Here is a 25,048-nt window from a genome sequence, read left to right on the forward strand (position 1 = left end):
ACTCGGGCACGAGCATGCAGCGCCCTTGCATGCTCGTGCCCGTCCTTTTTCCAGAGATGCCAATATGACCCAATCTTCTCCGTTGCAACGCTTGCTGAACATCATGAAAACGCTGCGCGATCCGCAGGCCGGCTGCCCATGGGACCGCAAGCAAACCTTCGCCACCATTGCCCCTTACACGCTGGAAGAAACTTACGAAGTGCTGGATGCCATTGAGCGTCAGGACTATAGCGATCTGCGTGACGAACTGGGCGACCTGCTATTCCAGGTGGTGTTTTACGCCCAAATGGGCCAGGAGCAGGGGCTGTTTGACTTCGATGAGGTATGCAATGCCATCAGCGACAAGCTGGAACGCCGCCATCCGCATATCTTTGGCGAGGCTGATGCACAGGATAGCGAAGCCGTTGCGGCGCGCTGGGAGCTGCTGAAGGCCGGTGAACGTGCCGAGAAAGAGCTGCATTCGGCGCTGGATGATATTCCGCAGGCGCTGCCTGCGTTGATGAAAGCGCATAAAATTCAAAAGCGCTGCGCCGCGGTTGGGTTCGACTGGCATACGATTGGCCCGGTGCTGGACAAAGTATACGAAGAGATCGACGAAGTGATGCATGAAGCCCAGCAGGCAGTGGTCGATGAACAGAAGCTGGAAGAAGAAATCGGCGACCTGTTATTCGCCACGGTGAATTTATCACGCCATCTTGGTCACAAGGCCGAAAACGCACTGCAGGCAGCCAATCGCAAGTTCGAGCGCCGTTTCCGTCAGGTAGAAGAGATCGTTAAACAGCGCGGGCTGGAAATGGGTGAAGCGACGCAGGAGCAAATGGAAGAGGCGTGGCAGCAGGTTAAACGTCAGGAAAACTAATCCACAACAGTGCTGTCCTATGATTATCGCAATGTTGATCGGCGACAAGGTTCATTCAAGCTGAAACGGTTAAGCTTTGTGTCATACTATGCTGAACCATGACATACCAGCAATAAAACGCCAACAAACTGAATTCTAAGGCGTTTTATTGTTGTGAAAGGGCGTTAAAATGAATTTTTCCATGCTAACTCATTGTTTTAAAAAGGCAGCTGATCGTGGGCTGATAGATTAAACCCGGATGAACTCCTGATGGTGACAGAGATGATGGACAGTAAAACGATCGTTTGTAGGTCTGAAGAGGTTCGGGTATACTACTTTCCCGTCTTGGTTCTTCCATCGTCTTTAAACCTAAACTCTCAGGTTCAGCATGACAACTAATTATATTTTTGTGACCGGCGGGGTCGTATCCTCTCTGGGTAAAGGCATTGCCGCAGCCTCTCTGGCGGCTATTCTTGAAGCCCGTGGCCTCAACGTTACCATCATGAAACTGGACCCGTACATCAACGTGGATCCGGGCACCATGAGCCCGATTCAGCATGGGGAAGTTTTCGTCACCGAAGACGGCGCAGAAACCGATCTGGATTTGGGTCACTACGAGCGCTACATCCGTACCAAAATGTCGCGCCGCAACAACTTCACCACGGGTCGCATTTACTCCGACGTTCTGCGCAAAGAACGCCGTGGCGACTATCTGGGTGCAACCGTGCAGGTTATTCCGCATATCACCAACGCGATTAAAGAACGCATCCTCGAAGGTGGCGAAGGCCATGACGTGGTGTTGGTGGAAATCGGCGGTACCGTGGGCGATATCGAATCGCTGCCATTCCTGGAAGCCATTCGTCAGATGGCTGTGGAAGTGGGCCGTGAACACACGCTGTACATGCACCTGACGCTGGTGCCGTATATGGCCGCTGCCGGTGAAGTGAAAACCAAACCGACTCAGCATTCCGTAAAAGAGCTGCTTTCCATCGGTATTCAGCCTGATGTGCTGATTTGCCGTTCCGATCGCGCAGTTCCTGCTAATGAACGTGCAAAAATTGCACTTTTCTGTAACGTGCCGGAAAAAGCCGTTATCTCCCTGAAAGACGTTGATTCTATTTATAAAATCCCAGGCCTCTTGAAATCTCAGGGTCTTGATGATTATATTTGTAAACGATTCAGCCTCAACGCGCCGGAAGCGAACCTGGCCGAATGGGAACAGGTTATTTACGAAGAAGCCAATCCAGGCGGCGAAGTGACCATTGGTATGGTCGGCAAATATGTCGAACTGCCAGATGCCTATAAGTCGGTGATTGAAGCCCTGAAACACGGTGGCCTGAAAAATCGTCTGACTGTGAACATCAAGCTGATCGATTCGCAGGATGTTGAAACCCGCGGCGTAGAAGTGCTGAAAGGTCTGGATGCTATCCTGATCCCAGGTGGTTTCGGTTACCGTGGTGTGGAAGGCAAGGTGATGACCGCGCGTTATGCGCGTGAGAACAACATCCCTTACCTGGGCATCTGTCTGGGTATGCAAGTGGCACTGATGGAGTTCGCCCGCAATGTTGTGGGTATGGAGAACGCCAACTCAACCGAGTTTGTGCCAGACTGTAAGTATCCGGTGGTGGCGTTGATCACCGAGTGGCGTGATGAAGACGGCAACGTCGAAGTGCGTACTGAAGAAAGCGATTTGGGTGGCACGATGCGTGTCGGTGGTCAGCAATGCCACCTGACCGACAACAGCCTGGTACGCCAGATGTACGGCGAGCCAACCATTGTTGAACGCCATCGTCACCGTTATGAAGTTAACAACATGCTGTTGAAGCAAATCGAAGCCGCCGGGCTGTTGGTTGCCGGCCGTTCTGCAGACAACAAGCTGGTTGAGATTATCGAACTGCCGAATCATCCATGGTTCGTCGCTTGTCAGTTCCACCCGGAATTTACTTCGACGCCGCGTGATGGTCATCCGTTGTTCGCCGGCTTTGTGAAGGCCGCTGGTGAGTATCAGAAGCGCCAGGTGAAATAAAATATTTGGTAGGCGGCGCGCGGCATGTCTACCCAAAATAATTGGCGTTGCATCAAGGTGGCAAGAGAGTGAATCCCGAATCACTGACACAAGTGAGTGATTCGGGTGAATGAACGTAGCCAACACCGATGCAGCTTCAAGTATGAAGGGTATACCGCGCGCTGTTTGTCTGGAGTTTTAGTTTAACTTGTACTGAGGAAAACCTAATGTCCAAAATCGTTAAAGTCATCGGTCGTGAAATCATCGACTCCCGCGGTAACCCGACTGTTGAAGCCGAAGTGCATCTGGAAGGCGGTTTCGTAGGTCTGGCTGCTGCGCCGTCAGGTGCTTCTACCGGTTCCCGTGAAGCACTGGAACTGCGTGACGGTGACAAGTCTCGTTTCCTGGGTAAAGGCGTACTGAAAGCCGTTGCTGCAGTAAATGGCCCGATTGCTCAGGCAGTACTGGGTAAAGACGCCAAAGACCAGGCTAACATCGATAAAATCATGATCGACCTGGACGGCACTGAAAACAAATCCCAATTCGGTGCTAACGCCATTCTGGCGGTTTCCCTGGCTGCGGCTAAAGCGGCTGCGGCTTCCAAAGGTATGCCACTGTATGAGCACATCGCTGAGCTGAACGGCACCCCAGGCAAATTCTCTATGCCACTGCCTATGATGAACATCATCAACGGCGGCGAGCACGCTGACAACAACGTCGACATTCAGGAATTCATGATTCAGCCGGTTGGCGCGAAAACCCTGAAAGAAGCGGTACGTATCGGTTCTGAAGTGTTCCATCACCTGGCGAAAGTACTGAAAGCCAAAGGCATGAACACTGCAGTAGGCGACGAAGGCGGCTATGCGCCAAACCTGGGTTCTAATGCCGAAGCGCTGGCTGTTATCGCTGAAGCGGTAAAAGCGGCAGGCTACGAACTGGGTAAAGACGTTACCCTGGCGATGGACTGTGCAGCCTCTGAGTTCTACAAAGACGGCAAATATGTGCTGGCTGGCGAAGGCAACAAAGCCTTCACTTCCGAAGAGTTCACTCACTTCCTGGAAGACCTGACCAAGCAATATCCAATCGTGTCTATCGAAGACGGCCTGGACGAATCTGACTGGGATGGTTTCGCATACCAGACCAAAGTGCTGGGCGACAAAATCCAGCTGGTTGGTGACGATCTGTTCGTAACCAACACCAAGATCCTGAAAGAAGGCATCGAGAAAGGCATCGCTAACTCCATCCTGATCAAATTCAACCAGATCGGTTCCCTGACCGAAACTCTGGCTGCTATCAAGATGGCTAAAGACGCAGGTTACACCGCGGTGATCTCTCACCGTTCAGGTGAAACTGAAGACGCAACCATCGCTGACCTGGCGGTTGGTACTGCGGCTGGCCAGATCAAAACCGGTTCTATGAGCCGTTCTGACCGCGTTGCTAAATACAACCAACTGATCCGTATCGAAGAAGCGCTGGGTTCACGCGCGCCGTTCAATGGCCTGAAAGAAGTTAAAGGTCAGTAATTACGGTTTGATTCGTTGCTAAATAAAAACCCGCTACGGCGGGTTTTTTTATACCTATTTTACTGCGGCTGTTGGCTTCAGCCAGGCAGTTCAATGACATCATGCACTTAGGTGTTTTGTGTTGCAGTAGTGGCAGGTGAACCCCCGCCTTTTTTACGCACCCACAACCAGTAAGCCACAGTAAGGAATGCCACCCACACCAGCCCAACGTACAGGGCAATGCGGCTGTCTTCGAAGTAACCGAGCAGGCCGATGACGAACAGCATAAATAGCGTCGCCAGCGCGGGGGCGACTGGCCACCACGGCACTGGGAAGCTCAGCTTACTGACCTCCTGTGGTGACAATGTGCGGCGCATGGCTATCTGCGACAGCAGGATCATCAACCATACCCAGACAGTGGCGAAGGTCGCGATGGAGGCGATGATCATAAATACCTGTTTTGGGATCAGGTAGTTGAGTACCACACCCAGCAGCAGGGCGATTGACATCACCAACACCGTCATCCAAGGCACGCCGCTGGAGGTCAGTTTAGAGAAACTTTTTGGTGCTTGGCCATCCTGTGCCATGCCGTACATCATGCGGCCTGCGCCGAAGATATCGCTGTTAATGGCGGAAATGGCGGCAGTGATCACCACAACGTTCAGGACGTTGGCGGCAGAGCTAATACCCAGATTGCTGAAGATCTCAACAAACGGGCTGCCGTTTTGGCCGATGCTGTTCCACGGATAGATAGCCATCAGTACCAGCAGCGTCAGTACATAGAACAGCAGAATACGAATCGGCACGGCATTAATCGCCTTTGGTAACACTTTCGCCGGGTCTTTTGCCTCGCTGGCCGTGATACCGATGATTTCAATGCCGCCGAAGGCAAACATCACCACCGCTAGCGATGCGACCACGCCGCCGATGCCGTTAGGCATAAAGCCGCCGTGTTGCCACAGGTTACTGAGGCCGGTGGCATGCTGGGTCTGACCGAAGCCAAACAGCATCACCGCCGCACCACCGACGATCATTGCCACAATCGCTGCGACCTTGATCAACGACAGCCAGAACTCCATTTCGCCGAACACTTTCACACTGCATAGGTTGAGTGCGCCGATAAACATGATAATGCTGAGCACCCAGACCCATTGTGCGACGTCAGGGAACCACAGCCCCATATAGATGCCGAAGGCGGTCACGTCCGCGAGAGCGACGATCACCATTTCGAAGGTATAAGTCCAGCCGGTGAGGAAGCCGGCCAGCGGGCCAAGGTAGTGGCTGGCGTAATGGCCGAATGAACCGGACACCGGTTGATGCACCGCCATTTCACCCAGTGCGCGCATCACCATAAATACGGCTGCACCGCCTACCAGATAGGCCAGTAGCACAGCAGGGCCAGCCAGTTGGATTGCCCCGGCAGAGCCGTAGAACAGGCCGGTACCGATGGCTGATCCGAGCGCCATAAAGCGGATATGTCGCGCGTTTAGTCCGCGTCTGAGTTGTGTTTTTTCGTTATGCATGTTGCTTCCCGTCACGTTTTTACGGCAGAGCAGGCACGCGCTATCCGCACCGGGTGGAACGCACCCGGTGGGACAGAACAAACTGCGTGATAGGTTTTATTTATGCTTGGCTAGGCAGCAGTGCTGCAGGCATCAGTGAGGTCAGATGACCGGCTGCCAACAGCAGGCTGGCAGCTTCAATGTCAGGGGCGAAGAAACGGTCCTTGTCGTAGTAACTGACCTGCTCACGTAATACGCGGCGTGCCTGTTCCAGACTTTCGCTGGTTTTCAAGCCTTTGCGCAGGTCTAACCCCTGACAGGCAGCCAGCCACTCAACGGCCAGAATGCCGCGAACGTTATCTGCCATTTCCCACAGGCGACGGCCCGCCGCCGGCGCCATAGACACATGATCTTCCTGGTTGGCAGACGTCGGGATACTGTCGACGCTTGCCGGATGCGCCAGCGCTTTGTTCTCGCTGGTCAGCGCCGCGGCGGTAACCTGGGCAATCATAAAGCCGGAGTTCACACCGCCGTTGTCCACCAGGAACGGTGGCAGTTGTGACATGTGTTTATCCATCATCAATGAAATGCGACGTTCGGACAGCGAGCCGATTTCGGCAAATGCCAGCGCCAGATTGTCAGCGGCCATCGCGACAGGTTCGGCATGGAAGTTGCCACCGGACAGCACGTCGCCCTGTTCGGCAAAGACAAGTGGGTTGTCGGACACCGCATTGGCTTCGATTTCCAGCACTTCGGCGGCCTGGCGAATTTGCGTCAGGCAGGCGCCCATAACCTGAGGCTGGCAGCGCAGGGAGTACGGATCCTGCACTTTCTCACAGTTGCGGTGTGAATCAGACACTTCGCTGCGCTCGCCCAGCAAGTGGCGGTAGGCTGATGCGGCGTCGATCTGGCCGCGTTGCCCACGTACGGCATGGATGCGTGCATCAAACGGGCTGCGTGAGCCCAGCGCGGCTTCCACCGTCAGACTGCCGGTGACAGTCGCTGCGGCATACAGATCTTCAACGTCAAACAGGCCACGCAGCGCAAAGGCAGCGGAGACCTGAGTACCGTTCAGCAGCGCCAGGCCTTCTTTTGCTGCCAGCGTCAGCGGCTTCAGGCCCGCTTTAGCCAGCGCTTCAGTGGCAGGTAGCCATTCGCCCTGATAACGCGCCTTGCCTTCGCCCAACAGCACCAGACTCATGTGTGCCAAGGGTGCCAGGTCGCCTGATGCGCCCACGGAACCTTTGAGTGGGATATGCGGATACACTTCGGCATTGACCAGTGCCATCAACGCCTGGATCACTTCCAGGCGAATGCCAGAGAAGCCGCGCGACAGGCTATTGATTTTCAGCACCATGATCAGGCGCACCAGATTGTCGTCGGTGGGCGCACCAACGCCGGCGGCGTGGGATAACACGATCGAACGCTGCAAATCTTCCAGGTCTTCGCGGGCGATGCGGGTGGATGCCAGCAGGCCAAAACCGGTGTTAATACCGTATGTGGTACGGTTTTCCTCAACAATACGCTCAACGCAGGCAACGCTTTTCTGGATATCTGCGTAAGCATTGTCGTCCAGCGTCAGGGTTACCGGGTGTTGATAAATTTCACGCAATTGCGCCAGTGTCAGTTGGCCAGGGCGGATAGTTAGCGCTTTCATGCTTTGTCTCCTTGAGTCGCAGCTACCATCGGCAGGTTCAAACCTTGCTCGCGGGCGCATTCAATGGCGATGTCGTAACCGGCATCGGCATGACGCATCACGCCGGTGGCGGGATCATTGTGCAATACACGGGCGATACGTTCGGCAGCTTCATCGGTGCCGTCGCAAACGATAACCATACCTGAATGCTGTGAGAAGCCCATGCCAACGCCGCCGCCATGGTGCAGAGAAACCCAGGTTGCGCCGCTTGCAGTGTTCAACAGGGCGTTGAGCAATGGCCAGTCAGATACGGCGTCTGAGCCGTCTTTCATCGATTCTGTTTCGCGGTTCGGGCTGGCGACGGAGCCAGAGTCCAGATGGTCACGACCAATCACGATAGGTGCTGACAGCTCGCCGCTGCGTACCATCTCGTTGAAAGCCAGACCCAGCTTGGCGCGTTGGCCCAAACCGACCCAGCAAATACGCGCCGGCAGGCCCTGGAAGCTGATACGCTCACGCGCCATATCCAGCCAGCGGTGCAAGTGCTCGTCATCTGGGATCAACTCTTTAACCATCGCGTCGGTTTTGTAGATGTCCTGTGGATCGCCTGACAGCGCAGCCCAGCGGAATGGGCCAATGCCGCGACAGAACAGGGGGCGAATGTAAGCGGGGACGAAGCCCGGGAAATCGAAGGCGTTGTTGACGCCCATTTCTTTCGCCATTTGGCGAATGTTGTTGCCGTAGTCGAAGGTTGGCACGCCCATTTTCTGGAAGGCCAGCATAGCTTCTACATGTTCAGCCATAGATTGTTTGGCGGCGGTGACCACCTGCGCGGGTTCGCTCTGTGCGCGCTGGCGATATTCTTCCCAGCTCCAGCCTTTTGGCAGATAGCCGTTCAGTGGATCGTGGGCGCTGGTCTGATCGGTGACCATATCCGGGCGTACGCCGCGGCGTACCAGCTCCGGCAGAATGTCGGCTGCGTTACCGCACAAGGCGATGGAGATGGCTTTCCCTTCGGCTGTGTATTTTTTGATACGGGCCAGTGCGTCGTCCAGATCTGTCGCTTGCTCATCGACATAGCGCGTTTTCAGACGGAAATCGATGCGGCTCTGCTGGCATTCGATGTTAAGTGAACAGGCTCCGGCCAGTGTAGCCGCCAGCGGTTGTGCCCCGCCCATGCCGCCCAAACCCGCAGTCAGCACCCAGCGGCCTTGCAGGCTGCCGTCGTAATGCTGGCGACCTGCTTCTACGAAGGTCTCGTAGGTGCCTTGTACGATGCCTTGGCTACCGATGTAGATCCAGCTCCCTGCGGTCATCTGGCCGTACATCGCCAGACCCTTGGCGTCCAGTTCGTTAAAGTGTTCCCAGGTCGCCCAGTGTGGGACCAGGTTGGAGTTGGCGATCAGCACGCGTGGTGCGTTGCTGTGAGTTTTGAAAACTCCGACGGGTTTGCCGGACTGCACCAGCAGTGTTTCGTCATCTTCCAGGGTTTTCAGGGTCGCGACAATTTTGTCGTAGCAGTCCCAGTCACGCGCGGCGCGGCCAATACCGCCGTACACCACCAGCTCATGTGGGTTCTCCGCGACTTCCGGATCGAGGTTGTTCATCAGCATGCGCAACGGCGCTTCGGTCAGCCAGCTTTTTGCATTTAATTTTGTGCCGCGTGGCGCGCGTACATCGACATTGCGAACTTTGTTATTTGCAGTCACAGCATTTTCCTCAAACAGTATCGGTGCAGATCCCATGGTGCGGTGGGGGTAAATCACCACGCCATAACAATGGGTAGGTTTTATTAACATATACTTGTATGTACAAGCATATGCAACACCGACCAGTGGATGACGAAAATGGCATAAGAGAAAGTTATTTGTGTTTTTAATCAATAATATATTTATTTTGTAGGGGGTAAATTCATCAGGAAGGTACGGAAGAACAGTGAGCTATTCAACAAAAATGAATTAAAAATGGGTCAATTTTGAGCGTCAAATCACAATAATTTTACATACCTATTACAAGTTAGGGCGAGCGATAAAAAAGTCCTATCGCTGAAAGCAAAAAGCCCGCCAAATGGCGGGCGTGAGGCCGTTAGCAACCGGTTTTTTTGTTTCGTGTCAGGGGCGCTGCATGCTGCGCCTTGTCGCATAATCCATGAGTTAAATAGGGGTGAAGATGCCCGGCCCTATCGATTTAGCCTTATGCGGTTTTTTCAGCAGGTTGTAACACCGTTCGACGGGTCATTTTGAATACTGTGGCGATAGCCGCGATCAACGCCGGTACGCACAGGAACATCAAAATACTTTGTACTTCCCACTGCATGGCCAGTAGCTGCGCGCCCATCATGGTACCCGCCACGCCGCCAAAGCGACCAATGCCTTGCATCCAGGCAATGCCGGTTGCGCGGCTGTGGGTCGGATAGAAAGTAGCTGCCAGCGTTTGTAAGCCTGACTGTGCGCCATTCATGGTGATACCCATCAGGAAAATAAAGGTACCCAGTAACACGATATGGCTGTCTTCGGTCGCCATTGCCACAATCAACAGGGCCGTAATGACAAAGCCGCTCGACACCACTTTGTGGGCGTTCCAGCGATCCATCAGCCAGCCGGCGACCAGAATGCCGAGGGTACCGCCGAAGGTGAACAGCGATGTCAGGATCGCTGACTGCTCCAACTGATAACCCAGCCCCTGCATCAGGATCGGCATCCAGCTCAGTAGCACGTAATAAATCACCAGGCCCATAAAGTAGGTCAGCCACAGCATCAGCGTACCGGTCAGATAAGGGCGGGTGAACAGCAGCCCGACGCTGGTTTTTGACTGTGCCAGCTTCTCTTCATACAGGTAGAAACGCGATACCTTGTCGAGATCCTGGCTGACAAAGCGTTGGGCGATGCGTTTGATTTTTGCCACATCCTTACCGCGGTTAACCATGTATTTCACCGATTCCGGCAAGAACAGAATTAGCAGCAGGGTCAGTACCAACGGCGCGATGGCCCCCAGAAGTAGCACGCTGTGCCAGCCGTAGGCTGGAATAAGCCATGATGAAATCGCACCGCCACCGGCAGCACCCAGCGGGAAGCCGCAGTACATGGTGTTAATCGCCAATGAACGGCAGCGTTGCGGTGCATATTCAGAAATCAGTGTGATGGCGTTCGGCATGGCTGCACCTAGCCCCAGGCCGGTCAGAAAGCGCCACAGCGTCAGGCTATTGAGTGAGCCGGCATAGGCAGTCGCCAGGCTCGACAGGCCGAAAAACAGGCAAGAAAACACCAATACGCGTTTGCGACCAATGCGATCTGAAATAGGGCCGGCAACCAATGCGCCAAGGGACAGACCCAACAGCGCGGCGCTGAGCACGGGGCCGAGATCCTGTTTCACAATGCCCCAGTCTTTGGCGACCGAAGGGGCGATATACCCCATTGCCGCAGTGTCAAAGCCATCAATGGCCAGAATCAGGAATCCCAAAATGATCAAGGTCCAGTGAAACAGCGAGAATTTGCTGTCGTCGATGGCCTGCTGAATATTCAACTCGGTGGAATGAGCCATGGCACCCTCTTAACGCAGATGTGATTGTGATAAATACCTTGCCGGAACTGTTGCCCGGCTTGTGTTTGCTTGTATATACATCTGCATGTCAACGCATTATGTCAAATATATTTATCTTATTTGTTGCATTGGTGTTGTTTTTTGCGAAGCAGCTAACACCGCCGATCGATGAAGGTTTCTCTGTAAGTGAATTAAATGAAGGTCATAACCGGTGAGATATGCTGCTTGCGCTGCTGAGGATAAAATTTAATACAATTTTGCCCGTTTGGTCGCCGGGCCGGAATCTGCGATAATCGCGTTTTACCTTTCCAGATTGAGAAACCGATGCAGTACCCGATTAATGAAATGTTCCAAACCTTGCAGGGCGAAGGCTTTTTCACCGGCGTTCCGGCCATTTTCATTCGCCTGCAGGGCTGCCCGGTAGGATGCAGCTGGTGCGACACCAAACATACCTGGGAAAAGGAAGCCAATCGGGAAGTCGACATGCAGCGGATCTTGGTAAAAACCGAAGAAAGCGACGCCTGGGGCAGTGCCAGTGCCGAACAGTTGCTGGGGGTGATGCGCCAGCAGGGCTATACCGCACGCCATGTAGTGATCACCGGTGGTGAGCCTTGTATTTACGATCTCGTCCCGCTGACCCAATTGCTGGAAGATAACGGCTACGGCTGCCAGATTGAAACCAGTGGCACCCATGAGATCCAATGCTCGGCGAAAACCTGGGTGACGGTTTCCCCCAAAGTGAATATGCGCGGCGGCATGAAGGTGTTGGATCAGGCTTTGCAGCGTGCTGATGAAGTGAAGCACCCAGTGGGACGCGAGCGTGATATTGAAGCTCTGGATGCGCTGCTGGCAACGCTGCACGATGAAAAACCGCGGATTATTGCGTTACAGCCGATCAGTCAAAAGGAAGAGGCGACGCGCCTGTGCATTGAAACCTGTATAGCGCGCAACTGGCGCTTGTCGATGCAGACGCATAAGTATTTGAATATTGCTTAAGAACGGTTAAACCCGATCTCCAAAATAATGGGAGTGGCATCAAGGCAGACAGCAAACGACGCCCGATGAGCTGACATGGGTCAGTGATTCGGGTGAGTGAGCGCAGCCAACACCGATGCCACTTCAAGTATGAAGGAACTCAGCCTTTATATACGCATCCTGCGGTACAAGTCTCTTTCACCATCACCGCAGTCAGTTCCGGCAACTGGGGTTTGAGCTGCTGCCAGATCCAGGCGGCTAGGACTTCGCTGGTGGGATTTTCCAATCCTGGAATATCGTTCAGATAGTGGTGATCCAAGCGCTCCCAAATCGGGGAGAACACGGCTTTAAGCTCGGCGAAATCCATCACCCAACCGGTGTGAGCATCTACTTCACCGGTCACTTCCAGACGCACCATAAACGAATGCCCGTGCAGACGGCCGCACTTATGGCCCTCCGCTACGTTCGGCAGGCGATGTGCGGCTTCAAACTGAAAATCTTTAAACAGCGTGGTTGCCATTATTACGGCCTCATTGACTCAAAAACCGCCGAAGTTTACCGGAAACGGAGCTTGCTTGCCATTTATACCGCTTTAGTCTACGGGTCGTGCTGAAAAAGTCGCATTAACACTTTTTTTGTTTGGTCTGAGTCAGACCTATCGATTGGAGTAATGAGCGGTAAATGCGATTCATTCAATAAACGTCAAAAAAAGACGCTTGTTTTCATAGGGATAAAAATCCTTCTTTAACGCTTTAATCGTTATGGCTTACCAGAAAAACAGCTTAGTCATTTTAGTTATTATTTATTGCTATCCCTTATTTAATCGTTGCTAATCTGCTCGGTAACCTTACAAACTCTCCTGATCTTTTCAGGATCGCAGACTGAACGAAAAGACAGCGACTGACACTGGCGAGCACCTGGCTGCATAGGTGCCAAGTATAGGAAATAAGTACCGCAATGACGACTCAGGTTCCTCCAACATCTTTGCTCCCGCTGACGCCCGAACAGCTGGCGCGCCTGCAGGCGACGATTGGTGAATATTCACCAACGCAGCTGGCGTGGCTGTCAGGTTATTTCTGGGGAATGGTTAATCAACAGCCTGGTGCCGTAGCTATTGCGCCGGTGGCTTCTGCCGCCGCCAGTATCACGCTGATTTCCGCGTCGCAGACCGGCAATGCACGCCGTCTGGCCGAACAGTTGCGTGACGATCTGTTGGCTGCCAAATTGAGCGTCACCCTGGTGAATGCCGGGGACTACAAATTCAAGCAAATTGCCCAAGAACGTTTGTTGGTGATTGTCGCCTCCACACAGGGGGAAGGCGAGCCAGCGGAAGAGGCAGTGGCACTGCACAAATTCTTGTTCTCAAAGAAAGCGCCCAAGCTTAACGAGACCGCATTTGCGGTATTCGGATTGGGGGATACGTCCTATGAGAACTTCTGCCAATCGGGCAAAGACTTCGACAGCAAACTGGCCGAATTGGGTGCTGAGCGCCTGGTCGAACGGGTTGACGCCGATGTGGAATATCAGGAACTGGCTGCCGCCTGGCGCAAACAGGTTGTGGAAGTACTGAAAGCGCGCGCTCCGGCTGAAAATGCGGCGCCGGGGGTACTGGCCAGCGGTGCTGTCGATCTGCTTGATAGCAGCCCGTACAGCAAGGAACAGCCACTGACTGCACAATTGGCGGTGAAGCAAAAAATTACGGGCCGTGCGTCCGATAAAGATGTTCGCCATATCGAGATCGACTTGGGTGATTCTGGCCTGCGTTACCGGCCGGGTGATGCTCTGGGTGTGTGGTTCGATAATGACCCCGCGCTGGTCGAGGAATTGGTGCAACTGCTGTGGCTGAAAGGCGACGAACCGGTGGACGTCGAGGGTAAAACGTTGCCGCTTTCGCACGCATTGCGCAGCCATTTTGAACTGACGCAGAACACCACACTGATCGTCGACAAATACGCGGCCCTGTCGCGCGACGAGAAATTGATTGGCCTGCTGGCGGATAAAGCTGCGTTGCAGCATTACGCGCACAACACGCCGATTGTTGACATGGTGCGTCAGGCCCCGGCCGATCTCAACGCCGAACAGTTGATTGGTCTGCTGCGTCCGCTGACGCCGCGCCTGTACTCCATTGCTTCCTCGCAGGCCGAGAACGAAAACGAAGTCCACGTTACCGTGGGCGTGGTGCGTTACGACATCAATGGTCGTGCCCGTGCCGGTGGCGCCTCCAGTTTCCTGGCCGATCGCCTGGAAGAAGACGGCGATGTGCGGGTTTTCATTGAGCATAACGATAACTTCCGTCTGCCGGCTAACCCGGAAACGCCAGTCATCATGATTGGTCCTGGTACTGGCATTGCGCCGTTCCGCGCCTTTATGCAACAACGAGACGCTGACGGTGCCGGTGGCAAGAACTGGTTGTTCTTTGGCAATCCGCACTTTACTGAGGATTTCCTGTATCAGGTCGAATGGCAGCGTTATGTGAAGGATGGCTTACTGACCCGCATTGATCTGGCTTGGTCGCGCGACCAACAACATAAAGTTTACGTACAAGATAAGCTGCGCGAACAGGGCGCAGAGGTGTGGCGCTGGATCCAGGAAGGCGCGCACATTTACGTCTGTGGTGATGCGAACCGCATGGCGAAAGACGTGGAAAACACATTACTGGAACTGGTGGCCGAGCACGGTGGCATGGATACCGAGCTGGCGGATGAATTTTTAAGTGAGCTGCGCCTTGAGCGCCGTTATCAGCGAGATGTTTACTGATGAGTGATAAACACCCGGGGCCTCTGGTGGTTGAAGGCAAATTGGCCGATGCCGAGCGTTTGAAGAAAGAAAGTAACTTCTTACGCGGCACCATCGCTGAAGATTTAAAGGACGGCCTGACCGGCGGTTTTACCGGCGACAACTTCCTGCTGATCCGTTTTCACGGCATGTACCAACAGGATGACCGCGATATTCGCGCCGAACGTGCCGAGCAGAAGCTGGAACCGCGCCACGCGATGATGCTGCGCTGCCGTCTGCCGGGGGGCATTATCTCTCCGCAGCAGTGGCTGGGCATTGATAAGTTCGCACAGGAAAGCACCTTGTACGGCAGCATTCGTATTACTAACCGTCAGACCTTCCAGTTCCATGGCATTGTGAAGGGCAACGTTAAACCGGTTCACCAACTGTTGAGCCGTTTGGGGTTGGACGCGCTGGCGACCGCTAACGACGTTAACCGCAACGTGCTCTGTACCTCTAACCCGGTGGAGTCCGAGCTGCATCAAGAAGCCTACGAGTGGGCGAAGAAGATTTCTGAACACCTGTTACCCCGTACCCGTGCCTATGCGGAAGTATGGCTGGATCAGGAAAAAGTGGCGACAACCGACGAAGAACCGATCCTCGGGGCGACCTATCTGCCGCGCAAGTTCAAAACGACGGTGGTGATCCCGCCGCAAAACGATGTCGATCTGCATGCCAACGACATGAACTTTGTCGCGATCGCCAAACATGGCAAGCTGGTGGGCTTCAACCTACTGGTGGGCGGTGGCCTGTCGATTGAACACGGCAACAAGAAAACCTATGCACGCCAGGCCAGTGAGTTCGGCTATATCCCGTTGGAACATACGTTGGCCGTTGCCGAGGCGGTGGTGACCACCCAACGTGACTGGGGTAACCGTACCGATCGCAAAAATGCCAAAACCAAATACACCCTGGAACGCGTCGGGGTTGATACGTTCCGCGCCGAAGTGGAAAAACGCGCCGGTATCACCTTTGAGCCGATCCGCCCGTATGAATTCACCGGCCGCGGTGATCGTATTGGCTGGGTGAAAGGCATTGATAACCAATGGCACCTGACGCTGTTTATCGAGAACGGTCGCCTGTTGGACTATCCGGGGCGTCCGCTGAAAACCGGCATTGCCGAGATCGCCAGGATCCACAAAGGCGATTTCCGTCTGACCGCTAACCAGAACCTGATCGTTGCTGGCGTGCCGGAAAGCGAAAAGGAGAAGATCGAAGCTGTGGCGCGGGATCATGGTCTGATCGACGATGGTATCAGCGTTCAGCGTCAAAATTCGATGGCCTGTGTCTCCTTCCCGACCTGCCCACTCGCAATGGCAGAGGCGGAGCGCTTCCTGCCGGAGTTTGTTACCAAGGTCGAAGGGATCCTGCATCGGCACGGCGTAGGCGATGAGCATATTGTATTGCGCATCACCGGTTGCCCGAACGGTTGCGGCCGTGCGCTGCTGGCGGAAATTGGCCTGGTGGGTAAAGCGGTTGGTCGCTATAACCTGCATCTGGGCGGCAACCGGGAAGGCACACGCATTCCGCGCATGTACCGTGAAAATATTAACGAAGAAGAAATTCTGCGAGAGATTGACCAACTGGTGGGCCGCTGGGCCACAGAACGCAAGGCGGGGGAAGGTTTTGGTGACTTCACCATCCGCGCCGGTGTGGTCAAGCCGGTGGTTGATCCGGCGCAGGATTTCTGGGACTGAGTGAGCGAGTTATACCCTAAATACTGGGTGTTGCATCAACCGGGTAAGTGAACGCAACCCACTCAGACGCAACATCAAGTATGACGGGTATAGGATTCAAGAATCAGGAGGCAGACAACATGGCTGAATTCAATCTGGCAGAGCTGAATGCGCTGCCCAAATCTGGGCAAGCATTGGCACTGGCTGTCGTTAATGGTCAGTTGGAAACCCTTTCCGCCGAGCAACGAGTGGAATGGGCACTGGAGCATCTGCCTGGCGAGTTTGTGCTCTCTTCAAGCTTTGGTATTCAGGCGGCGGTATGCCTGCATCTGGTGACCAAGATCAAACCGGATATTCCCGTGATCCTCACTGATACCGGCTATCTGTTCCCAGAGACCTATCAGTTTATCGATCAGTTGACCGACAAACTGAAGCTGAATCTACAGGTATTCCGCGCCGAACAATCGCCTGCCTGGCAGGAAGCGCGCTACGGCAAACTGTGGGAGCAGGGCGTCGAGGGCATCGAGAAGTATAACCAGCTCAACAAAGTTGAGCCGATGAACCGTGCGCTGGAAACCCTGGGTGGACAGACTTGGTTTGCAGGGTTGCGCCGGGAACAATCGGGTAGTCGTGCCAACTTGCCGGTGTTAGCCGTACAGCGTGGGGTATTCAAAATTTTGCCGATTATCGACTGGGATAACCGCAAGATTTATCAATACTTGACCGAACACGGCCTGAGTTACCACCCGTTGTGGGAACAAGGTTATCTGTCTGTCGGGGATACTCACACGACGCAGAAATGGGAACCGGGGATGAGCGAGGAAGAAACGCGCTTCTTTGGCCTGAAGCGTGAGTGCGGTTTGCACGAAGGCTAATGCCGTCAGCAACCCGCCAAGGGCTCAGCATGTGCTGGGCCCTTATTGTTTCGGTGGGGGCTATTTTTTCTTTGGCACTTTCACCGGGTGCGCCTGTGCCAGCTCTTTGATCAGCGGCAGCAGGATCTGCACGCTCTCGCGACTGCGCTTGTCGATCCGTCCTGGTAAATTACGCTCCAGGTATTGCAGGTTATCGTATTGTGGGCGGTGCCAGCTCATGCCCTGCGGGAAGTGCGGGCTGACGGCACGCTGCTGATAACCGTCTTTATCGCCCAGCGACCAGTTGGTGGCTTCGACGGCCAGCACGGGAATACCGGCTTTATCAAATACGTCCTGATCGGAGCAACAGCCGGTGCCTTTCGGGTGCGTCTTGCTGCCTGGGTTAGTGGCGGCGGCGATACCGTAGCGGTGGGCAATGTCCAGCGCGCGATCGCGGCTCTGCTTCGCCATTTTCGGCGGCGTTTTGAGACCTGCATTGAAGTACAGGCGATCGCCTGTAATCAGGCTGTCGAGGTTAATCACTAGCACCGTGTTGCGTTTTTCCTCGGGACTCATGCGCTGCAGATAGTTCTGTGCGCCTTGCGAGCCAATTTCTTCTGCGCTGGTAGCGACAAAGCGCAGACCGTACGCCGTGGGAATATTCTTCAGACGCTCTGCCAACTCCAGCATCACACCGACGCCAGAAGCATTGTCATCGACGCCCTGTAGCGTCAATCCACCGAGGTTGTTATCCAGGTCCGCGTCGCTTTGCGGCGTATAGGTATCAAAATGTGCCACGATCAGAATTTGTTGCGGGCTGCTGCCATTTTTCGCGGCGATCACTGAACTGGCGGTGACGTTATTCCAGTTCTTTTTGCCGTCTTTGCTGGTGTAGATGTAGCGGGTATTGAAACTGCGGATGTCGCTCTGATAGCCCATTTTGCTGAACTGCTGCTTCAGATAGTCTGCGGTGAGCAATTCCGCCGGGCTGCCCGCCATGCGGCCGGGGAAATAGGTGGCAATGTGACGGATCTGGTCAGCGGCAAATTTGCCCATCGGGGCGTCCTTTGCAGACTGAGCGGCAGCCGAAACGCTGAAAACACCGCCGAGCACCGCTACCAGCAGGCCGGTTTTCAGATTAAAACGGGAAAACATACCGAAAAATCCTTCTTTGATATCGGTGAGACCGATTATTTATTGCGGTGTCCAGTATGAGACGCTGCGCGAGATTAAACAATTTCTCCCGCTCTTAAATTTGGTGCAAATGTGCAAACTTCCATCAGGGTTATCACCGCGTAAGCCCTATGCTGCGGCCTATATTCCATAAAGGAACTAGTCATTCCTTTTCGTCATTTCAGAGGCCAAATCTCAGCCCGTATAGTCACACTATCTTCCTGCATATATGAAAAGGCTGTTGTGGACTATCTACCTATATTTGCCGACCTGAAACAACGCCCGGTGTTGGTCGTTGGCGGCGGTGAAGTGGCTGCGCGCAAAGTTGATCTTCTCCTGCGCGCTGGGGCTGAAATACGGATAGTTGCGCAGTCACTCTCGCCAATACTCGAACAATTACGTCAGCAGGGGCATATCCACTGGCTGGGGCAGGCTTTTGCCGCGCAGCAATTGGACGAGGTTTTTCTGGTGATCGCGGCGACTGACGACAGCGCGCTGAATACGCAGGTATTTGCCGAAGCGGATAAACGCCGGGTGCTGGCTAACGTGGTTGATGATCAGCCGCGTTGCTCGTTTATTTTCCCGTCGATTATTGACCGTTCGCCACTGGTCGTGGCCGTCTCTTCCAGCGGTCAGGCACCCGTACTGGCGCGCATGCTGCGTGAAAAGCTTGAAGCTTTATTGCCCGCCAGCCTGGGGCAGATGGCTGAAGTCGCCGGGCGCTGGCGTGGCCAAGTGAAACACCAGCTGAATGCGATCGGCGAACGCCGTCGTTTTTGGGAGAAAACCTTCAGCGGCCGGTTCTCAACGTTGGTGGCCAGTGGTCAAACCGCAGAGGCTGAGCGGCAGTTGGAGCAAAACTTGCAGGAGTTCGCATTGGGCAGCGAAGGCTCTCAGGGCGAAATTGCGCTGGTAGGGGCTGGCCCCGGCGATGTGGGATTACTGACCCTGCGTGGATTACAGGTGATGCAGCAAGCTGACGTGGTGCTGTATGACCATTTGGTCAGCGATGAGATTTTGGACTTGGTACGGCGTGACGCGGAACGCATCTGCGTGGGCAAACGTGCTGGCGCGCATTCTGTGATTCAGGAAGAAACCAACCGTCTGCTGGTGGAGTTGGCGCAACAGGGCAAACGCGTGGTGCGGTTGAAGGGGGGCGATCCTTTTATCTTTGGCCGTGGTGGTGAAGAGCTGCAGGTGGCTGCCGCCGCGGGTATTCCGTTCCAGGTGGTGCCGGGTGTGACCGCGGCTGCGGGGGCAACGGCCTATGCCGGTATCCCACTGACGCACCGCGATCATGCGCAGAGCGTCACTTTTATTACCGGCCACTGCCGTCCCGACGGCGAGGGGTTGGATTGGGCAGATTTGGCGCGTGCGCGCCAGACACTGGCTATCTACATGGGCACCATGAAGGCGGAGGATATCAGCCAACGCCTGATTGCCCACGGTCGCGCAGCCACAACGCCGGTGGCGGTGATCAGCCGCGGTACGCGCGCGGATCAGTGGGTGCAAATCGGCACGCTGCAACAGCTTGAAGAATTAGCTCAACAGGCACCGTTACCGGCGCTGCTGGTGATCGGCGAAGTGGTGGAATTGCATCACCAAATTGCCTGGTTTGGGCATCAACCGAAGGCGGAAGGGGTATCACGCCCAGCCGTCGTGAATTTGGCTTAAGGATCTGTTATGGACGAAAAACGACTCACTCATTTGCGGCAATTGGAGGCGGAGAGTATCCATATCATCCGTGAAGTCGCCGCTGAATTCGGCAACCCGGTGATGCTCTATTCCATCGGCAAAGACTCTTCCGTGATGCTGCACTTGGCGCGTAAGGCTTTTTACCCGGGTACGTTGCCGTTCCCGCTGCTGCATGTGGATACCGGTTGGAAATTCAGTGAAATGTACCAATTCCGTGACCGTACTGCCAAGGAGTACGGTTTCGAGCTGCTGATCCACAAAAACCCGGAAGGCGTGGCGATGGGCATTAACCCGTTCGTTCACGGCAGCGCCAAGCACACCGATATCATGAAGACCGAAGGTCTGAAACAGGCACTGAACAAATACGGTTTTGACGCTGCTTTTGGCGGTGCTCGTCGTGATGAAGAGAAGTCACGCGCCAAAGAGCGTATTTATTCTTTCCGTGACCGCTTCCACCGTTGGGATCCGAAGAACCAACGTCCGGAGCTGTGGCACAACTATAATGGCCAGATCAACAAAGGCGAGAGCATCCGCGTGTTTCCATTGTCGAACTGGACCGAGCTAGACATCTGGCAATACATCTTCCTGGAAAAGATCGACATCATTCCGCTGTACTTGGCGAAACCGCGTCCGGTGGTTGAGCGCGATGGCATGCTGCTGATGGTGGACGACGATCGTATCGATCTGCAGCCGGGTGAAGTGATCAGTCAGCGTATGGTTCGCTTCCGTACGCTGGGTTGCTGGCCGTTGACCGGTGCGGTGGAGTCGGAGGCGGAAACGTTACCGGAAATCATCGAAGAGATGTTGGTATCCACCACCAGTGAACGCCAGGGACGGATGATCGACCGCGATCAATCCGGCTCGATGGAGCTGAAAAAGCGTCAAGGGTATTTCTAAGGAGCCGCCGGATGAACAACGCAATTGCACAACAAATCGCTGAACAGGGCGGTGTCGAATCCTACCTGCACGCGCAACAACATAAAAGTCTGTTACGGTTCCTGACCTGCGGCAGCGTAGACGACGGAAAAAGTACCTTGATCGGTCGTCTGCTGCACGATACTCGCCAGATCTACGAAGATCAGCTGTCAACGTTGCACAGTGACAGCAAGCGTATCGGTACTCAGGGTGAAAAACTCGATTTGGCGCTGCTGGTAGACGGCCTGCAGGCTGAACGCGAGCAAGGCATCACCATTGATGTTGCCTATCGCTATTTCTCGACCGAAAAGCGCAAATTTATTATTGCCGATACGCCGGGGCATGAGCAGTACACCCGGAATATGGCGACGGGCGCTTCTACCTGCGATTTGGCGATCCTGTTGATCGACGCGCGCAAAGGGGTGCTGGATCAAACTCGTCGACACAGTTTTATCGCAACGCTGTTGGGGATTCGCCATCTGGTGGTTGCGGTCAATAAGATGGACCTGGTGGATTATCAAGAATCGGTATTTGAGCAGTTCAAACAGGATTATCTGAGCTTTGCTGAGCAATTGCCGAACGATCTGGACATCAAGTTTGTCCCGCTTTCAGCGCTGGACGGCGATAATGTGGCTAGCGAAAGTACCCATATGCCTTGGTACAGCGGTCCAACGCTGTTGCAGGTGCTGGAAAGTGTGGATGTGATCAGCGAACGTGAGACGCAGCCTTTGCGCTTCCCGGTGCAATACGTTAATCGTCCGAATCTGGATTTCCGTGGTTACGCGGGGACGTTATCGGCCGGTGTTGTACGTGTGGGCCAACGTGTGAAGGTTCTGCCGTCTGGCGTTGAATCTACCGTTGCGCGCATTGTCACCTTTGACGGTGACTTGCAGGAGGCCGTGCCGGGTGAGGCAATTACCCTGGTGCTGAAAGATGAAGTGGACATCAGCCGTGGTGATTTACTGGTGGATGCCGGGGAAACGCTGCAAGCGGTGCAAAGCGCGTTGGTCGACGTGGTGTGGATGGCTGAGAAACCGTTGTTACCGGGTCAAAGCTATGACATCAAGGTGGCGGGTAAGAAGACGCGTGCCCGCGTTGAAGGCATTCGCCACCAAGTCGAAATCAACTCACTGGCACAACATCAGGCGGACACATTGCCGCTGAATGGCATTGGTCTGGTGGAGCTGATCTTCGATGAACCACTCGTACTGGACAACTATCAGCGCAACCATGTCACTGGCGGACTGATCTTTATCGATCGTTTGAGTAACGTCACGGTCGGTGCCGGGTTGATCCGCGAAGCTTTGCAAGACGTTCAGGCATCGACCGGGGATTTCAGCGCGTTTGAGCTGGAGCTGAATGCGCTGGTGCGTAAGCATTTCCCACATTGGGGTGCACGTGACCTGATCGGGGGTAAATAGCGTGACCGAGTCTCAACAACGGCCAACCGGGCCGGATGATGACAATGTGGTTTGGCATCCGCATGCCGTAATGCGTGCGGATCGCGAAGCGCGTAAGGGTCATAAAGGGGTGGTGTTGTGGTTTACCGGGTTATCTGGTTCGGGTAAGTCCACCGTGGCGGGGGCGTTGGAACAGGCGCTACATGCCCTTGGCATCAACACTTATCTCCTGGACGGTGACAATGTGCGCCACGGTCTGTGTCGCGATCTGGGCTTCTCCGACGATGACCGACGCGAGAATATTCGTCGGGTGGGCGAAGTGTCCAAGTTGATGGTAGATGCAGGGCTGGTGGTACTCACCGCGTTCATTTCACCGCACCGTACCGAAAGGCAGATGGTACGCGAATTACTCGATGAAAATCGTTTTATCGAAGTGTTTGTCGACACGCCTCTGGCGATTTGTGAGGCACGTGATCCAAAAGGATTGTACAAAAAAGCCCGTGCCGGTGAGCTGAGAAATTTCACCGGAATTGACGCGGTTTATGAGGCACCGGAACGGCCGGATATTCATCTTGATGGCCAACAATTGGTAACAAATTTGATTGCGCAATTGTTAGACGTACTGCGTGGTCGGGCTATTATCAAACCCTGAATTCAGAAAAGCGTGTGGCGTTTTTGCGTCATACGCTTTTTACGCTAAGCCCGCCGAAGAGCGTGCCGAATAACCAGGGATCACTATGCAAAATGTCTCGCCAATCTTGATTGACTCAAACCAGGAGAAAGAGGAACCCTCTTATTCTTTCCTGGGCGGCGTCTGCGGCTTTGTTTTCTACTGGCTGGCGTTCGCGGTGCCGTTTTTGGTCTACGGCTCTAACACACTCTTCTTCCTGCTCTATACCTGGCCATTCTTCCTGGCCCTGATGCCGGTTTCGGTACTGATAGGCATTACACTTAGCATGCTGCTGCGTGGACGCTTGATCCTGACGTTGCTGCTGACGGGGACTATTGTGCTTTGTCTGTTCTGGCTGGTATTCAGTTTTTTGACCGGCTGGTGACAGAGTCGGGCGCAGTCTCCTGCGCCCGACGCATTGCAAAGCCGTGCTGAAGGTTACAAAACTTTGCTTAGAAAAGCCTGAGTTCTTGGGTTGGCAGGGTGACTGAAAATCTGCTGTGGTGTCCCTTCTTCCTGAATGATCCCTTGATCAATAAACAATACCCGATCGGCCACTTCACGGGCGAAGCCCATTTCATGGGTTACCACCACCATGGTCATACCTTCGTGCGCCAATGATTTCATTACCGCCAGCACTTCGCCAACCAGCTCGGGATCGAGCGCTGAGGTGGGTTCGTCGAACAGCATGATTTTCGGCTCCATCGCTAGCGCACGAGCAATGGCCACGCGCTGTTGCTGACCACCTGACAGACTATTGGGATAGGCGTCAATCTTGTCCAGCAGGCCCACTTTGCGGAGCAAGGCTTCGGCACGCAGGATGGCGTCTGCGCGTGACAGCTTTTTCACGCCCATCGGCGCCATGATGATGTTTTCCAACACCGTCATATGCGGGAACAGGTTAAAACGCTGAAACACCATGCCGACGCTTTCACGCATTTTATTGAGATCGGTTTTCTGGCTGTGTATGGCAAAACCGTTGACCATAATCTCACCGCCAGAAAGCGTCTCCAGCGCATTGATGCAGCGCAGGAAAGTGCTTTTACCCGATCCTGATGGGCCTATGACGCAGATCACTTCGTTTGCCGCGATCTCGCAGGAGATACCTCGCAGCACATGGCTATCGCCAAATTGTTTTTGCAGGTTATGTACGCGAATCACTTTTCCCAAACCTCTTTTCCATGTGTTGCACCATCAGCGAAAGCAGGAAGGTGAGGACCCAATAGACCAATGAAATTGTCAGATAGGGTTCCCAGTAGGTGGCATAAGCTCCCGAAACGGTACGGGCTGCATAGGCCAGGTCTGCAAGGCCGATGGCGGAGGCCAATGAGGAATCCTTGACGATGGCAATGGCGTTATTGCCCAGCGGAGGCAACATGCGACGGAATGCCTGTGGCAAGATCACTTTGCGCATGGTTTTGCCGTAGCTCATGCCCAGTGAGCGCGACGCTTCCATCTGCCCACGATCGATTGACTGAATGCCTGCACGGAAGATTTCCGAGACGTAAGCGCCAGCATTGAGCGTAATCGCCACGACGCAGGAAAGAAACGCACCGTAATCTGAGCGCAGTGCGCGGGCGAAGTCGCTGCTCATCAGGCCGCTGGTGACCAGCAGGCCGTCACGGGGATTGATAAACAACGGCACCAATGCGAAGTGCACCACCATAATCTGCACAAACAGTGGCGTACCGCGAAAGGCGCTGATGTAAATGCGCACGGGCCATTGTACGCCGTAATGCAAGATAGGTTTCCAGATGCCGTGCGGCGCTTGCGCCAGACGACCTAGCCCGAGGATCAGACCCCAGGTGGTACCCAGTATCACGCAGATAATGGTGCATTTGATGGTCATCCAGGCGCCTTCCATAAACAATGGGGCATACTCTTGGATAATC

The 25,048-nt window shown here is 54.4% G+C and carries 20 protein-coding genes; 12 read left to right on the forward strand and 8 right to left on the reverse strand.

Annotated features, from left to right (window positions below; translation table 11 throughout):
• The first annotated feature begins 64 nt into the window (after nt 1–64).
• The 3 genes from mazG (at nt 65) to eno (ending at nt 4,366) form a co-directional block, all read left to right on the forward strand.
• On the forward strand, nt 65–859 hold the full coding sequence (mazG, locus tag AC2FC2_RS13620) for a nucleoside triphosphate pyrophosphohydrolase (protein WP_490659386.1): 795 nt from the start codon (nt 65–67) through the stop codon (nt 857–859).
• A 367-nt stretch (nt 860–1,226) separates the two neighbouring features.
• Nucleotides 1,227–2,864: a glutamine hydrolyzing CTP synthase gene (pyrG, locus tag AC2FC2_RS13625; protein WP_209635148.1), complete on the forward strand. Its 1,638-nt coding sequence runs from the start codon at nt 1,227–1,229 to the stop codon at nt 2,862–2,864.
• Between the two features lie 206 nt (nt 2,865–3,070).
• On the forward strand, nt 3,071–4,366 hold the full coding sequence (gene eno, locus AC2FC2_RS13630; protein ID WP_209635150.1) for a phosphopyruvate hydratase: 1,296 nt from the start codon (nt 3,071–3,073) through the stop codon (nt 4,364–4,366).
• A gap of 107 nt (nt 4,367–4,473) precedes the next feature.
• On the opposite strand, the gene AC2FC2_RS13635 is transcribed toward eno, so the two are convergent.
• The 4 genes from AC2FC2_RS13635 to AC2FC2_RS13650 all read right to left on the reverse strand — a co-directional run bounded on the left by AC2FC2_RS13635 (nt 4,474) and on the right by AC2FC2_RS13650 (nt 11,023).
• Nucleotides 4,474–5,868 (reverse strand): amino acid permease, encoded by a 1,395-nt coding sequence (locus AC2FC2_RS13635; protein WP_490659387.1) that lies wholly within the window; start codon nt 5,866–5,868, stop codon nt 4,474–4,476.
• Nucleotides 5,869–5,968: 100 nt separating this feature from the next.
• On the reverse strand, nt 5,969–7,504 hold the full coding sequence (gene hutH / locus AC2FC2_RS13640; protein ID WP_265555775.1) for a histidine ammonia-lyase: 1,536 nt from the start codon (nt 7,502–7,504) through the stop codon (nt 5,969–5,971).
• Entirely contained in the window at nt 7,501–9,192 is a 1,692-nt protein-coding gene (hutU, locus tag AC2FC2_RS13645) for a urocanate hydratase (protein ID WP_037424785.1), read from the reverse strand. The genes hutH and hutU overlap by 4 nt, the downstream gene beginning before the upstream one ends.
• Before the next feature lie 484 nt (nt 9,193–9,676).
• Nucleotides 9,677–11,023 carry an MFS transporter gene (locus AC2FC2_RS13650; RefSeq protein WP_209635160.1) on the reverse strand — a complete coding sequence of 449 codons (1,347 nt, stop codon included), beginning with the start codon at nt 11,021–11,023 and terminating at the stop codon, nt 9,677–9,679.
• A 324-nt stretch (nt 11,024–11,347) separates the two neighbouring features.
• Between AC2FC2_RS13650 and queE the strand changes: the two genes are divergently transcribed.
• Entirely contained in the window at nt 11,348–12,019 is a 672-nt protein-coding gene (gene queE, locus AC2FC2_RS13655) for a 7-carboxy-7-deazaguanine synthase QueE (protein WP_209635162.1), read from the forward strand.
• A 139-nt stretch (nt 12,020–12,158) separates the two neighbouring features.
• Here queE and queD read toward each other — a convergent pair whose 3' ends face one another.
• Complete coding sequence (gene queD, locus AC2FC2_RS13660) at nt 12,159–12,518, reverse strand: 6-carboxytetrahydropterin synthase QueD (protein ID WP_209635163.1); 360 nt, start codon at nt 12,516–12,518, stop codon at nt 12,159–12,161.
• A 437-nt stretch (nt 12,519–12,955) separates the two neighbouring features.
• Here queD and cysJ point away from each other — a divergent pair, with 437 nt between their 5' ends.
• The 3 genes from cysJ (at nt 12,956) to AC2FC2_RS13675 (ending at nt 17,324) form a co-directional block, all read left to right on the forward strand.
• Nucleotides 12,956–14,755, forward strand: coding sequence for an NADPH-dependent assimilatory sulfite reductase flavoprotein subunit (cysJ, locus tag AC2FC2_RS13665; protein ID WP_209635165.1), 1,800 nt, complete (start codon nt 12,956–12,958; stop codon nt 14,753–14,755).
• Nucleotides 14,755–16,470, forward strand: coding sequence for an assimilatory sulfite reductase (NADPH) hemoprotein subunit (gene cysI / locus AC2FC2_RS13670; RefSeq protein WP_209635167.1), 1,716 nt, complete (start codon nt 14,755–14,757; stop codon nt 16,468–16,470). The genes cysJ and cysI overlap by 1 nt, the downstream gene beginning before the upstream one ends.
• 119 nt (nt 16,471–16,589) lie before the next feature.
• On the forward strand, nt 16,590–17,324 hold the full coding sequence (locus AC2FC2_RS13675; RefSeq protein WP_209635169.1) for a phosphoadenylyl-sulfate reductase: 735 nt from the start codon (nt 16,590–16,592) through the stop codon (nt 17,322–17,324).
• Between the two features lie 60 nt (nt 17,325–17,384).
• On the opposite strand, the gene AC2FC2_RS13680 is transcribed toward AC2FC2_RS13675, so the two are convergent.
• A complete protein-coding gene (locus tag AC2FC2_RS13680) occupies nt 17,385–18,458 on the reverse strand; it encodes an aminopeptidase (protein ID WP_490659388.1) in 1,074 nt (357 codons plus the stop codon).
• Nucleotides 18,459–18,719: 261 nt separating this feature from the next.
• Between AC2FC2_RS13680 and cysG the strand changes: the two genes are divergently transcribed.
• The 5 genes from cysG (at nt 18,720) to AC2FC2_RS13705 (ending at nt 23,541) form a co-directional block, all read left to right on the forward strand.
• On the forward strand, nt 18,720–20,150 hold the full coding sequence (gene cysG, locus AC2FC2_RS13685) for a siroheme synthase CysG (protein WP_490659389.1): 1,431 nt from the start codon (nt 18,720–18,722) through the stop codon (nt 20,148–20,150).
• Between the two features lie 9 nt (nt 20,151–20,159).
• On the forward strand, nt 20,160–21,068 hold the full coding sequence (gene cysD / locus AC2FC2_RS13690) for a sulfate adenylyltransferase subunit CysD (RefSeq protein WP_037424720.1): 909 nt from the start codon (nt 20,160–20,162) through the stop codon (nt 21,066–21,068).
• Nucleotides 21,069–21,079: 11 nt separating this feature from the next.
• A complete protein-coding gene (gene cysN, locus AC2FC2_RS13695; protein ID WP_209635175.1) occupies nt 21,080–22,507 on the forward strand; it encodes a sulfate adenylyltransferase subunit CysN in 1,428 nt (475 codons plus the stop codon).
• A 1-nt stretch (nt 22,508) separates the two neighbouring features.
• Nucleotides 22,509–23,138, forward strand: a complete 630-nt coding sequence (gene cysC / locus AC2FC2_RS13700) for an adenylyl-sulfate kinase (protein WP_209635178.1) — start codon at nt 22,509–22,511, stop codon at nt 23,136–23,138.
• Between the two features lie 85 nt (nt 23,139–23,223).
• Complete coding sequence (locus AC2FC2_RS13705) at nt 23,224–23,541, forward strand: DUF3561 family protein (RefSeq protein ID WP_037424725.1); 318 nt, start codon at nt 23,224–23,226, stop codon at nt 23,539–23,541.
• A gap of 53 nt (nt 23,542–23,594) precedes the next feature.
• Here AC2FC2_RS13705 and AC2FC2_RS13710 read toward each other — a convergent pair whose 3' ends face one another.
• Both AC2FC2_RS13710 and AC2FC2_RS13715 read right to left on the reverse strand, forming a co-directional pair.
• Nucleotides 23,595–24,317 (reverse strand): amino acid ABC transporter ATP-binding protein, encoded by a 723-nt coding sequence (locus tag AC2FC2_RS13710; protein WP_209635299.1) that lies wholly within the window; start codon nt 24,315–24,317, stop codon nt 23,595–23,597.
• Nucleotides 24,301–25,020, reverse strand: coding sequence for an amino acid ABC transporter permease (locus AC2FC2_RS13715; protein ID WP_209635297.1), 720 nt, complete (start codon nt 25,018–25,020; stop codon nt 24,301–24,303). Before AC2FC2_RS13715 ends, AC2FC2_RS13710 begins: the two co-directional genes overlap by 17 nt.
• Nucleotides 25,021–25,048: the final 28 nt, after the last annotated feature.

Source organism: Serratia sp. CoH_122_TC_1, from assembly GCF_058191755.1.